The 12,306-nt window shown below is 59.3% G+C and carries 12 protein-coding genes; 9 read left to right on the top strand and 3 right to left on the bottom strand.

Annotated elements, in window-relative coordinates; genetic code table 11:
* Positions 1-120: 120 nt before the first annotated feature.
* On the bottom strand, positions 121-474 hold the full coding sequence (uraH, locus tag AC0ZWN_RS20755; RefSeq protein ID WP_003223171.1) for a hydroxyisourate hydrolase: 354 nt from the start codon (positions 472-474) through the stop codon (positions 121-123).
* Between the two features lie 421 nt (positions 475-895).
* Between uraH and puuE the strand changes: the two genes are divergently transcribed.
* From puuE to AC0ZWN_RS20715, 8 genes are all read left to right on the top strand, one after another.
* Positions 896-1,822, top strand: coding sequence for an allantoinase PuuE (puuE, locus tag AC0ZWN_RS20750; protein WP_099758426.1), 927 nt, complete (start codon positions 896-898; stop codon positions 1,820-1,822).
* Entirely contained in the window at positions 1,819-2,334 is a 516-nt protein-coding gene (gene uraD / locus AC0ZWN_RS20745) for a 2-oxo-4-hydroxy-4-carboxy-5-ureidoimidazoline decarboxylase (RefSeq protein ID WP_064391195.1), read from the top strand. The genes puuE and uraD overlap by 4 nt, the downstream gene beginning before the upstream one ends.
* Before the next feature lie 87 nt (positions 2,335-2,421).
* Positions 2,422-3,417 carry an allantoicase gene (gene alc, locus AC0ZWN_RS20740; protein ID WP_007913974.1) on the top strand — a complete coding sequence of 332 codons (996 nt, stop codon included), beginning with the start codon at positions 2,422-2,424 and terminating at the stop codon, positions 3,415-3,417.
* Between the two features lie 141 nt (positions 3,418-3,558).
* Positions 3,559-4,062: an ureidoglycolate lyase gene (locus tag AC0ZWN_RS20735; RefSeq protein WP_024012211.1), complete on the top strand. Its 504-nt coding sequence runs from the start codon at positions 3,559-3,561 to the stop codon at positions 4,060-4,062.
* A 51-nt stretch (positions 4,063-4,113) separates the two neighbouring features.
* Complete coding sequence (locus AC0ZWN_RS20730; RefSeq protein WP_250603875.1) at positions 4,114-5,424, top strand: urate hydroxylase PuuD; 1,311 nt, start codon at positions 4,114-4,116, stop codon at positions 5,422-5,424.
* Positions 5,425-5,591: 167 nt separating this feature from the next.
* Positions 5,592-6,950, top strand: a complete 1,359-nt coding sequence (locus AC0ZWN_RS20725; protein ID WP_034151761.1) for a nucleobase:cation symporter-2 family protein — start codon at positions 5,592-5,594, stop codon at positions 6,948-6,950.
* A 164-nt stretch (positions 6,951-7,114) separates the two neighbouring features.
* Complete coding sequence (locus tag AC0ZWN_RS20720) at positions 7,115-7,900, top strand: outer membrane protein OmpK (RefSeq protein ID WP_476336326.1); 786 nt, start codon at positions 7,115-7,117, stop codon at positions 7,898-7,900.
* Positions 7,901-8,273: 373 nt separating this feature from the next.
* Positions 8,274-9,059, top strand: coding sequence for an outer membrane protein OmpK (locus AC0ZWN_RS20715; protein ID WP_093441644.1), 786 nt, complete (start codon positions 8,274-8,276; stop codon positions 9,057-9,059).
* Between the two features lie 121 nt (positions 9,060-9,180).
* On the opposite strand, the gene AC0ZWN_RS20710 is transcribed toward AC0ZWN_RS20715, so the two are convergent.
* Positions 9,181-10,365 (bottom strand): patatin-like phospholipase family protein, encoded by a 1,185-nt coding sequence (locus AC0ZWN_RS20710; RefSeq protein WP_414926793.1) that lies wholly within the window; start codon positions 10,363-10,365, stop codon positions 9,181-9,183.
* 35 nt (positions 10,366-10,400) lie between these two features.
* Entirely contained in the window at positions 10,401-11,333 is a 933-nt protein-coding gene (locus AC0ZWN_RS20705) for a lipid A biosynthesis lauroyl acyltransferase (RefSeq protein ID WP_093441635.1), read from the bottom strand.
* Positions 11,334-11,450: 117 nt separating this feature from the next.
* Between AC0ZWN_RS20705 and minC the strand changes: the two genes are divergently transcribed.
* Complete coding sequence (gene minC / locus AC0ZWN_RS20700; RefSeq protein ID WP_026000431.1) at positions 11,451-12,188, top strand: septum site-determining protein MinC; 738 nt, start codon at positions 11,451-11,453, stop codon at positions 12,186-12,188.
* The last annotated feature ends 118 nt before the right edge of the window (positions 12,189-12,306 follow it).

The raw sequence follows: 12,306 nt of genomic DNA, 5'->3' as shown, positions 1-12,306 counted from the left end.
TTCTCTGCAGCACAGGCGGGCAGATTACTCAGGCATAAAAAAGCCCGCAGTGTGAGCGGGCGAAAGACCAAAGAAGCTATATGCGCAGTCGCTTCCCGGTGGGGGGCAGCTGCTTGGGGGTCAGCTGCCCCGGTACGTGGAATAGCTGTAAGGCGAAATCAGCAATGGCACGTGGTAGTGATCCTGTTCGGCAGAGATGCCGAAGCGCAGTACAACCACGTCCAGAAATGCCGGCTCCGGCAACTGAACGCCGCGGGCGCGGTAGTAATCGCCAGCGTGGAACTGAACCTGATAAACCCCGGTACGATAATCATCGCCTTGCAGCAGCGGCGCATCGACCCGGCCATCGCTGTTGGTTATCGCACTGGCGACCAATTCCAGGTGCGAACCTTCAACGCGGTACAGCTCGACCTTGATCGAACTGCCCGGGCAACCGTGTGCAGCGTCCAAAACGTGTGTTGTCAAACGTCCCATTGATTCTGCGCGCCTGCCTGCGTGGAAGCAGTCAGACCTCGCGCCTCCCGAAGTCAGATAAAAAGGAGACCGCACCGATTCGGAGCACGAAAAGCTGCGGCGAGCGACTGATTAAGACACTTTTCAAAAAAATTGTACACAATAAAAACGACATTTTTCACACCACCCCCGCCAATCGGGGCTTTCCCCGCGTTCTGCCAGCAACACGCCTATACATTGCACCTCCTATCCATTAACTGACTGGTCAGGCAGGTTTCTTGCAGGCTCACGCCAATACCAGGAAAAGATGACAGTCGGCGAAAAATGCGAAAATTCAGGCTTACAAATTGCGAATAAAGTTGTATACAATCAGCCCATCGCTGTGACGCCAGCCTGCCAGGCCGCCACACCCATCTGTCAACGAATAAGAAGGAAGACTGCAGTGAGCGCTGACTACCCACGCGACCTGATCGGTTACGGCAGTAACCCTCCTCACCCACACTGGCCGGGCAATGCCCGCATCGCTCTGTCGTTCGTACTCAATTACGAAGAAGGCGGCGAGCGCAATATCCTGCACGGCGACAAAGAATCCGAAGCCTTCCTCTCCGAAATGGTTGCCGCTCAGCCGCTGCAAGGCGCGCGTAACATGAGCATGGAATCGCTTTACGAGTATGGCAGCCGCGCCGGCGTCTGGCGGATTCTGAAACTGTTCAAGGAATTCGACATTCCGTTGACCATCTTCGCCGTGGCCATGGCCGCTCAGCGCCACCCGGATGTGATCCGTGCGATGGTCGAGGCCGGTCACGAGATCTGCAGCCACGGCTACCGCTGGATCGACTATCAGTACATGGACGAAGCGCAGGAACGCGAGCACATGCTCGAAGCGATCCGCGTCCTCACCGAAATCACCGGCGAGCGCCCACTGGGCTGGTACACCGGCCGCACTGGCCCGAACACCCGTCGCCTGGTCATGGAAGAAGGTGGTTTCCTCTACGACTGCGACACTTACGACGATGACCTGCCCTACTGGGAACCGAACAACCCGACCGGCAAGCCGCATCTGGTGATCCCGTACACCCTCGACACCAACGACATGCGCTTCACCCAGGTGCAAGGTTTCAACAAGGGTGACGACTTCTTCGAATACCTCAAAGACGCGTTCGACGTGCTTTACGCCGAAGGTGCCGAAGCGCCGAAGATGCTCTCGATCGGTCTGCACTGCCGCCTGATCGGCCGTCCGGGTCGCCTCGCTTCGCTCAAACGCTTTATCGAATACGCCAAAAGTCATGAACAGGTGTGGTTCAGCCGTCGCGTCGACATCGCGCGTCACTGGCACGAAACCCACCCGTACCAAGAGGCCGCGAAATGAGCCGCTTTCAAACCCTGCAACCGTCGACCCTGAGCCGCGACGCTTTCGTCAACGCCTTCGCCGACATCTACGAACATTCGCCATGGGTGGCCGAGAAGGCCTACGACCTGGGTGCGGACGCTTCGATCGACGAGATCGAAACCCTGCACCAGCGCATGAGCGACATCCTGTTGAGCGCTGATCACGCCAGCCAGCTGGCACTGATCAACGCTCACCCGGACCTGGCTGGCAAAGCGGCCGTCCAGGGCCAACTGACCGAAGCCAGCACCAATGAACAGGCTGGCGCCGGTATTCACCAATGCACGGCCGAAGAGTTCCAGCGCTTCACCGAGCTGAACGACGCCTACAAAGCCAAGTTCAAGTTTCCCTTCATCATGGCGGTAAAAGGCAGCAACCGGCATCAGATCCTCGCGGCGTTCGAAACGCGCATTCACAACTCGCAAGACACCGAGTTCAAATGCGCGCTGGCGGAGATCAACAAGATCGCCCTGTTCCGTTTACTGACTCTTTAGCAAGCCTGACCCGAGTACATCAAACGCGGAGAGTACCCAGGGTCCTGCAAGCATCCCCAGCCACTTTTTTAAAGGCAGACAAGAAGAATGAAAGCTTACGCCGTACCTTTCGAAAAATTCGTCAACCTGGCCGATGCCCGTCTGGGCACCAAAATCATTTCGGTCACCGATGACTGGTTCGCAGACGCCAATCGTCTGTTCCAACCGACCCCGGCCGTATGGAAGGAGGGCGTGTTCGATGACAACGGCAAGTGGATGGACGGCTGGGAATCACGCCGCAAGCGCTTCGAAGGCTTCGACAGCGCCGTAATCCGCCTGGGCGTACCGGGCTCGATCAAAGGCGTGGACATCGATACTTCATTCTTCACCGGCAACTTCCCGCCATCGGCCTCTCTGGAAGCGTGCTTCCTGGCGTCGGGCGAGCCTGATGAAAACACCCAGTGGACTGAAGTGCTGTCGGCCGTCGAGCTGCAGGGCAACAGCCACCACTACCACGAAATCAGCAACGACCAAGCGTTCAGCCACCTGCGCTTCAACATCTACCCGGACGGCGGTGTTGCCCGTCTGCGCGTGTACGGCATTCCGTTCCGCGACTGGTCCGCTGTGGGTGACAACGAGCAAGTCGATCTGGCAGCAGCCCTCAATGGTGGCCGCGCCCTCGCCTGCTCCGACGAACACTTCGGCCGCATGAGCAACATCCTCAACCCGGGCCGTGGCATCAACATGGGCGACGGCTGGGAAACTGCACGTCGTCGCACGCCAGGCAATGACTGGGTCATCGTCGCGCTGGGTCACCCGGGCGAGATCGAGAAGATCGTCGTCGACACCCTGCACTTCAAAGGCAACTACCCGGACACTTGCTCGATCCAGGGCGCGTTCGTCAAAGGTGGTACTGACAGCCAGATCGAAACCCAGTCGCTGTTCTGGCGTGAACTGCTGCCAAGCCAGAAACTGGAAATGCACGCCGAACACACCTTCGTCGAGCAGATCAAGGCGCTGGGCCCGATCACCCACATCCGCCTGAACGTGTTCCCGGATGGTGGTGTGAGCCGCCTGCGCGTTCTCGGCAAGGTCGCTAAATAACACCGCAATGATCGTTCCCACGCTCTGCGTGGGAACGCATCACTGGACGCTCTGCGTCCGTTCTGGATGTGACGCGGAGCGTCACGGGCTGCATTCCCACGCGGAGCGTGGGAACGATCACTCAACGAAAAGAAGAACAGCATGCGCACACTAACGATTGAACCGCTGACCAAAGAAGCCTTCGCCCCTTTCGGTGACGTCATCGAAACCGACGGCAGCGATCACTTCATGATCAACAACGGTTCGACCATGCGCTTCCACAAACTGGCGACGGTCGAAACCGCTCAGCCTGAGGACAACGCGATCATCAGCATTTTCCGCGCCGACGCGCAGGACATGCCGCTGACCGTTTGCATGCTGGAACGCCATCCGCTGGGCAGCCAGGCCTTCATACCGCTGCTCGGCAACCCCTTTCTGATCGTGGTCGCGCCAGTTGGCGATGAACCTGTATCAGGCTTGGTCCGCGCCTTCGTCACCAACGGCAGGCAGGGCATTAATTACCATCGCGGCGTTTGGCACCATCCGGTGCTGACGATCGAAAAGCGGGATGACTTCCTGGTGGTTGATCGCAGTGGCACAGGCAATAACTGCGATGAGCATTTTTTCAAAGAGGATGAGCGTTTGATCCTCGCCCCCCACCAATAAGAGAAGGTCTGATCACTCGACAACAAGAGTGACAGGCGAGAGGTAAAGACTGTGGAAGCACATCTGTTGGAATGGCTGAACCTGAGCGTGCGCTGGGTTCACATGATTACTGGCGTGGCCTGGATCGGCGCGTCGTTCTACTTTGTCTGGCTGGAGAACAACCTCAACCGCGTCAACCCGAAAACCGGCCTGGCCGGTGACCTGTGGGCGATCCACGGTGGCGGTATCTATCACCTGGAAAAATACAAACTGGCCCCGCCGGCGATGCCGGAGAACCTGCACTGGTTCAAATGGGAAGCCTACTTCACCTGGATGTCGGGTATCGCGCTGCTGTGCGTGGTGTTCTACTCCAACCCAACGCTCTACCTGCTGGCTCCAGGCAGCACCCTGAGCGGCCCTGAAGGCGTGGCCATCGGTATCGGCTCGCTGTTCCTCGGCTGGTTCATCTACTCCTTCCTGTGCGACTCGGCCCTGGGCAAACGCCCTGCTCTGCTCGGCTTCATTCTGTTCGTGCTGATCATCGGCGCAGCGTATGGCTTCAGCAAAGTGTTCAGCGGTCGTGGTGCGTACCTGCACGTCGGCGCGATCATCGGCACCATCATGGTCGGTAACGTGTTCCGCATCATCATGCCGGCACAGCGTGCACTGGTTGCCGCAATTGCCGAGAACCGCACGCCGGACCCGGCGCTGCCAGCCAAAGGCTTGCTGCGTTCGCGTCACAACAACTACTTCACCTTGCCGGTGCTGTTCATCATGATCAGCAACCACTTCCCGAGCACCTATGGCAGCCAGTACAACTGGTTGATCCTCGCCGGGATCGCGGTGTTGGCGGTGTTGGTGCGTCACTACTTCAACACCCGTCATGACAGCCACAAGTTTGCCTGGACCTTGCCTGTGGCAGCGGTGGGCATGATCAGCCTGGCGTACGTCACCGGCCCGATGCCGATGTCGACCGCGCCGGAAGTGGCCAAGGCACCAGCCAAAATCGAGTACCAACCGCTGCCGGAAACGGCACTGGGCGGTGGCGCGAAACCGGCTGAGGCGGCACCAGCAGCCCCTGCCGAACCCGCAGCAGCACCGGCGCAAGCCTCCAACGCAGGTCCGGCCTTCGACAAAGTGCACAACGTGATTCAAGAACGTTGCGCGGTTTGCCACTCGGCCAAACCGACCAGCCCGTTGTTCAGCGCAGCTCCGGCGGGTGTGATGCTCGACACCCCTGAGCAGATCCGCCAGAACGCGGCGCGCATCCAGGCGCAAGCCATCACCACGCAGATCATGCCGCTGGGCAACATCACGCAGATGACCCAGCAGGAACGTGACCTGATCGGTGCATGGATCGCCCAGGGAGCACAGACCAACTAAGCAACAAAGCTTCGCGAGCAAGCTCGCTCCCACAGAGATCGCGCATTTCCTGTGGGAGCGAGCCTGCTCGCGAATCGCCTTAACGCGGTTTTACCTGATGCAAAGAAACAGCTGTGAGCAACCCGGCAGCTGTTCAATCACAAGAATAAAAAGATCCGAGGTGTTGCATGTCCGAGCTGTCCAAAGCGCGCATCCCCGACGCACCCGCCATTCAGCGATTGCCCCTTTTGCAACTGATCCTGGTCGGTTTGCAACATGTTCTGCTGATGTACGGCGGTGCCATCGCGGTGCCGCTGATCATTGGACAGGCCGCTGGCCTGAGTCGTGAAGAAATTGCCTTCCTGATCAACGCCGACCTGCTGGTCGCCGGTATCGCCACCATCGTGCAATCCATGGGCATAGGCCCGATGGGCATTCGCATGCCGGTGATGATGGGCGCCAGTTTTGCTGCAGTCGGCAGCATGGTCGCCATGGCCGGCATGCCCGGTATCGGCCTGCAAGGCATCTTCGGCGCGACGATCGCTGCCGGTTTCTTCGGCATGCTCATCGCGCCGTTCATGTCCAAGGTCGTGCGCTTTTTCCCGCCACTGGTGACCGGCACGGTCATCACCTCGATCGGTTTGTCGCTGTTCCCCGTGGCCGTGAACTGGGCCGGTGGCGGCGCCGCCGCCGCACAATTCGGCTCACCGATTTATCTGGCCATCGCCGCTCTGGTGTTGGGCACCATTCTGTTGATCCACCGCTTTATGCGCGGTTTCTGGGTCAACATCTCAGTCCTGATCGGCATGTGCTTTGGCTATTTGTTGTGCGGTGCAATTGGCATGGTCGACCTGAGCGGCATGGCCAGCGCGCCATGGGTTCAGTTCGTCACTCCGCTGCATTTCGGCATGCCGAAATTCGAACTGGCACCGATTCTGTCGATGTGCCTGGTAGTGGTGATCATCTTTGTTGAATCCACCGGGATGTTCCTCGCGCTGGGCAAGATCACCGGCCAGGAAGTCTGCCCACGCATGCTGCGTCGCGGCTTGCTGTGCGATGCCGGCGCCTCGTTTGTCGCTGGTTTCTTCAACACCTTCACCCACTCCTCGTTCGCGCAGAACATCGGCCTGGTGCAGATGACCGGCGTGCGCTGCCGCTCGGTGACCATCGTTGCCGGTGGCTTGCTGATCGTGTTGAGCCTGCTGCCGAAAGCGGCATTTCTGGTGGCGTCGATTCCGCCGGCGGTGCTCGGCGGCGCAGCGATTGCGATGTTCGGCATGGTCGCCGCGACCGGGATCAAGATCCTCCAGGAAGCCGACATCGGTGACCGGCGCAACCAGTTGCTGGTCGCGGTGAGCATTGGCATGGGCCTGATCCCGGTGGTGCGTCCGGAGTTTTTTGCGCATTTGCCGATGTGGATGAGCCCGATTACCCACAGCGGCATCGCCATGGCAACGCTCAGTGCGCTGACGCTGAACCTGCTGTTCAACATTCTCGGCGGCAAAGAGCGCGCGGCGATCAATGACTGCCACGCGCACCAGCACTAACAGCAACACCGATGTAGCCCCTGTAGGAGTGAGCCTGCTCGCGATAGCGGTATGACATTCAACACATCAGTTGACTGAAGAAGTGCTATCGCGAGCAGGCTCACTCCTACAAGAGCAAGAAAGAGCTCTGCGCCTCAAACAATAAAAACAAGAGGGAGCAACAGATGATTCGCACGCAAACCAACGTTCTGTTGAGTGGCGGCCTGCTGGCCGCGAGTCAGGCCATGGCCGGCGATTTACTGCTGTGGCAGACCAACAGCCTGAGCTATCTGTACGGCAAGAATTTCGCAATCAACCCATCGATCCAGCAGACGCTGACCTTCGAGCACGCCGACAAATGGAAGTACGGCGACAACTTCCTGTTCGTCGACAAAATCTTCTACAACGGCAAGGAAGACGCGAACAAAGGCCCGCACGCGTTCTACGGTGAATTCACCCCGCGCTTCTCGTTCGGCAAGATCTTCGACCAGAAGCTCGAGTTCGGCCCGATCAAGGACGTTTTGCTGGCCATGACATACGAATATGGCGAAGGCGACAGCGAGGCCTACCTGATCGGCCCAGGCTTCGACCTCAAAGTGCCCGGCTTCAACTACGTCACCCTGAACATCTTCCGCCGCCAGACCGAAGGCCCGCGTCCCGGCGATGGCGTCTGGCAGATCACCCCCGGCTGGTCCTACAGCTTTCCCCTGGGCAATTCCGATGTGCTGATCGACGGCTACCTCGATTGGGTAGTCGGCAACGATGAGAACTCACGCGGCACCTACCACGCCAACCTGCACATCAATCCGCAGATCAAATATGACCTGGGCAAAGCTTTGGGCTGGAGCCAGAAGCAACTGTATGTCGGCACCGAATACAGCTATTGGAAAAATAAATACGGCGTCGAAAACACCCACAACTTCGACACCAATCAGAACACCGCCAGCCTGCTGGTGAAGGTGCATTTCTAAGATGGCCCGCAACCGTGCCCCATACCTGTCGTCGGTGCTCTGTTGCGGGGCACTTGAGAGCTGGCCGAGGAGTCAGTATTCTCCGCGGCCTCCTGAATTCGGTCTAAAAAAAAGCCCGGATTTAATTCCTGACCGAAAAGCCAACATATCCCGGCCCCGGTCAGTACCGAGGCATCCCGAAAACACACTCAATCGACTGTTTTTTAGCAGCCGAGCGGGTGTTTTTTTGCTTTTCGAAAGCCTTGGCTCAGCTCTTGCTAACAGCAACGAAGCTGACCGATCGGATGAGTTTTTGCAGCAACGAAAAAAGGCGCCACACCAGAGCGCCGATCTTAAAAAAATAACGTGGAACACTTACTTTGGGAGCAACCGAATGAAACGTATGTGCACCAGCCTGATGCTCGCGGGATCGATGTTGGCCGGCGGCCAGGCCATGGCCGAAGGCCTGCTGCAGTGGCAGAACAACAGCCTGACCTACCTCTATGGCAAGGACTTCCAGGTCAACCCGCGCATCCAGCAGACCGTCACCTTCGAGCACGCCGATGCGTGGAAGTACGGGGACAACTTCCTGTTCGTCGACAAGATCTTCTACAACGGCAAGCCTGACAGCGGCGTCGGCAACAACACGTATTACGGCGAGTTCAGCCCGCGCCTGTCGCTGGGCAAGATCCTCGACCAGAAGATCGAATTCGGCCCGATCAAAGACGTGCTGCTGGCGATGACCTACGAGTTCGGTGAAGGTGATGTCGAGTCTTACCTGATCGGCCCTGGTTTCGACCTGGCCATCCCGGGCTTCGACTACTTCCAGTTGAACTTCTATCAGCGCCACACCGAAGGCCCACGTGCGGGCGACAACGTCTGGCAGATCACCCCGGTGTGGTCGTACACCATTCCGGTCGGCAACTCGAACATCCTGATCGACGGTTTCATGGACTGGGTCAGCGACAACGACGTCAACAAAAAGGGCGAGTACCACGCCAACCTGCACTTCAACCCACAGATCAAATATGACCTGGGCAAAGCGCTGCGTCTCGGCGAGAAGCAGTTGTACGTCGGTGTGGAATACGACTACTGGAAAGACAAGTACGGCATCGACGATACCGGTGCGTTCAAGACCAATCAGAGCAACACCAGCTTCCTGGTGAAGTACCACTTCTGATCCGGCGGCGTCCGCAAGGACGCCTTCGCGAGCAAGCTCGCTCCCACAGTGGTTCTATGTTGAATGCGAATTCCGCATACGACGCCGAACCCTGTGGGAGCGAGCTTGCTCGCGAATGGGTTCAAACAAGATTCGAGGCGGACGCCACCGTTTCGGATAGTCCGAGAAACCGGCACAGCTCCTCGCGCTTGGCCAGCGCATCCCGCCGCCCCAGATCGATCAACTCGCTGCAATACCCCGCCTCGAACAACAGATAACTCAACACCCCTGCCCCACTCGTCTTGGTCGCCCCCGGCCCGCGCAGAAACAGACGTAACGCCGCCGGCAATTCCTGGCGATGCCGTGCCGCGATTTCATCGATCGGCTGACTCGGCGAAATCACCAGCACCTCCACCGGCGCCACACCCAACTCGCGTGTCGGCGTGCCGGCGGGCATCAAATGGCTGAACTGGTTGAGACGCTGAAGTAACTCGATGTCGCTCTCCAGGCTGTCAATGAATGTGCTGTTGAGCATGTGCCCGCCAATCTGCGCCAGCGTCGGCTGTTGCCCGGTGTAGGCGCGTTCCAGTGGCTGCTGCGGATCAAAGCCGCGCGGGTTGCCACTGACGCCCACCACCAGCACTCGGCTCGCGCCCAGGTGCAGTGCCGGGCTGATCGGTGCCGATTGCCGCACCGCGCCGTCGCCAAAATATTCATCGCCGAGTTTGACCGGCGCGAACAGCAAAGGGATCGCCGAACTGGCGAGCAGGTGCTCCACCGTCAGTTCCGTCGGCACGCCAATGCGCCGATGGCGTAACCATGAATCGATCTTGCCGCCGCCCTGATAGAACGTCACCGCTTGCCCGGATTCGTAGCCGAACGCCGTCACCGCCACCGCATGCAATTGCTTGCGCGCGATCGATTCGGCGATACCGGGCATGTGCAGTTTTTCATTGAGCAGTGCGCGCAGCGGCGAACTGTTGAGCAGCGCCACCGGCAGTTGCCGACCGAGGCCGAGCAGGCTGTGGCTGACAAAACGGCTGGCCTGACGGATAACCCCGGGCCAGTCACTGCGCAGAACGCGATCGCTGCGAAAGCCCTGCCAGAACAAGGTCAGGCGTTCGATGGCGGCGCGAAAGTCGCTTGCGCCACTGGCGAGGCTGACGGCGTTGATCGCCCCGGCCGAGGTGCCGACGATCACCGGAAACGGATTGTCCGCACCCAGCGGCAGCAATTCGGCAATCGCCGCCAACACCCCCACCTGATACGCCGCCCGAGCCCCGCCGCCGGAAAGAATCAAACCTGTGACCGGTTCAGCTGGGCTCATCGCAACACTCCATGGTGCTTGAAAGGATGGGGGAATCAACCGCGTTTGGCATACAGCTTCGGCTCGCCCGGTGGACGGCTCTTGAAGCGTCGATGCGCCCACAGGTACTGCTCGGGGCAGGCACGCAACGCGCTCTCGACCCACTGATTGATGCGGATGCAGTCGGCTTCTTCGGTTTCGCCGGGGAAATCTTCCAGCGGCGGATGAATCACCAAGCGATAACCGCTGCCGTCGGCCAGACGCTCCTGGGTGAACGGCACGACCAGCGCCTTGCCCAGACGCGCAAATTTCGTCGTCGCTGTCACAGTCGCCGCCTGAATGCCGAACAGCGGCACGAAGATGCTCTGCTTGGCGCCATAGTCCTGATCCGGCGCATACCAGATCGCACGACCGGAGCGCAGCAGCTTGAGCATGCCGCGCACGTCGTCACGCTCCACGGCCAGCGAGTCGAGATTGTGCCGCTCGCGACCGCGACGCTGGACGAAGTCGAACAGCGGGTTTTTGTGTTCGCGGTACATGCCATCAATCGTGTGCTGCTGACCGAGCAACGCCGCGCCGATTTCCAGCGTGGTGAAATGCGCGGCCATCAGAATCACGCCTTTGCCTTCGCGCTGGGCCTTTTGCAAATGCTCCAGGCCTTCAACGTGGGCCAGCTTGGCCAGACGCTCGCGCGACCACCACCAGCTCATGGCCATTTCAAAAAAGGCGATACCGGTGGAGGCGAAATTTTCCTTGAGCAGGCGTTTGCGCTCAGCGGCGGATTTTTCCGGGAAGCACAGTTCAAGATTGCGCTTGGCGATGCGCCGCCGGTCGCCGGCCACGCGATACATCAGCGCGCCCAAAACACGACCGATGGTCAGCAAGACCGGATACGGCAACTGGACGATCAGCCACAAAAGCCCCAGACCGCACCAGAGCGGCCAGAAGCGTGGCGATAAAAAGGCTGTTCGAAAACGCGGGCGATCCATTAAAGCTTCCGTAAATGCAGTGGCCGCGCATTCTACATCGTTCGACCCGGCTTGCGGCCTGCGGGCGTTCTCGTTATAAGTCTCGGCACTTTTAGTGACAAGCCGTTGTATGCCGACATGAGCCAAACCGAACCGTTAGACCAAGATCCCGTATTCCAGCTCAAGGGCAGCATGCTGGCCATTACTGTGCTGGAACTGGCCCGTAACGACCTCGAAAGCCTCGATCGGCAATTGGCCGCCAAAGTTGCCCAGGCGCCGAACTTCTTCAGCAACGCGCCGCTGGTTCTGGCGCTGGACAAACTGCCGCCAAGCGAAGGCGCCGTCGATCTGCCAGGCCTGATGCGCGTCTGCCGTCAACATGGCCTGCGCACCCTGGCGATTCGCGCCAGCCGCATCGAAGACATCGCCGCCGCCATCGCTATCGACATTCCGGTGCTGCCGCCGTCGGGCGCCCGTGAACGACCGCTGGAAACACCCGAAGCCGAGGTCAAAAAGAAGCCGGAAAAACCGCCGGAGCCAACCGTCAAACCGACCCGCGTCATCACCACGCCAGTACGTGGTGGCCAACAGATATATGCCCAGGGTGGCGATTTGGTCGTGGTGTCCTCGGTCAGTCCGGGGGCGGAACTTCTCGCCGATGGCAACATCCATGTATACGGCCCGATGCGTGGTCGGGCGCTGGCCGGCGTGAAGGGTGACACCAAGGCACGGATTTTCTGTCAGCAATTGAGCGCTGAACTGATCTCCATCGCCGGTCATTACAAGGTTTCGGAAGATTTGCGCCGCGACCCTATGTGGGGCTCGGGCGTACAGGTCAGCCTGTCGGGCGACGTGTTGAACATCATTCGGCTTTAACGGATACTGCCGCATTTTCCAAGCATCTCTAAAACGTAGCGAAAACGGCTCAAACGAAGTAGGAAAAAGGCTCAATGCCGAATTCCAGCCAAGGCTGTCCGACTGCAGTAGTTTTCAA

This window comes from Pseudomonas sp. 3B-A001-10F (assembly GCF_056313565.1).
This window is presented reverse-complemented; position numbering and strand designations above follow the sequence as displayed.

What these genes read in the sequence shown, in the direction of transcription:
- AC0ZWN_RS20705 (WP_093441635.1), bottom strand. Translation starts at nt 11,333, where the DNA reads ATGGATCGCCCGCGTTTTCGAACAGCCTTTTTATCGCCACGCTTCTGG.
- alc (WP_007913974.1), top strand. Translation starts at nt 2,422, where the DNA reads ATGAAAGCTTACGCCGTACCTTTCGAAAAATTCGTCAACCTGGCCGAT.
- minC (WP_026000431.1), top strand. Translation starts at nt 11,451, where the DNA reads ATGAGCCAAACCGAACCGTTAGACCAAGATCCCGTATTCCAGCTCAAG.
- AC0ZWN_RS20735 (WP_024012211.1), top strand. Translation starts at nt 3,559, where the DNA reads ATGCGCACACTAACGATTGAACCGCTGACCAAAGAAGCCTTCGCCCCT.
- AC0ZWN_RS20720 (WP_476336326.1), top strand. Translation starts at nt 7,115, where the DNA reads ATGATTCGCACGCAAACCAACGTTCTGTTGAGTGGCGGCCTGCTGGCC.
- AC0ZWN_RS20715 (WP_093441644.1), top strand. Translation starts at nt 8,274, where the DNA reads ATGAAACGTATGTGCACCAGCCTGATGCTCGCGGGATCGATGTTGGCC.
- AC0ZWN_RS20710 (WP_414926793.1), bottom strand. Translation starts at nt 10,365, where the DNA reads ATGAGCCCAGCTGAACCGGTCACAGGTTTGATTCTTTCCGGCGGCGGG.
- uraH (WP_003223171.1), bottom strand. Translation starts at nt 474, where the DNA reads ATGGGACGTTTGACAACACACGTTTTGGACGCTGCACACGGTTGCCCG.
- uraD (WP_064391195.1), top strand. Translation starts at nt 1,819, where the DNA reads ATGAGCCGCTTTCAAACCCTGCAACCGTCGACCCTGAGCCGCGACGCT.
- AC0ZWN_RS20725 (WP_034151761.1), top strand. Translation starts at nt 5,592, where the DNA reads ATGTCCGAGCTGTCCAAAGCGCGCATCCCCGACGCACCCGCCATTCAG.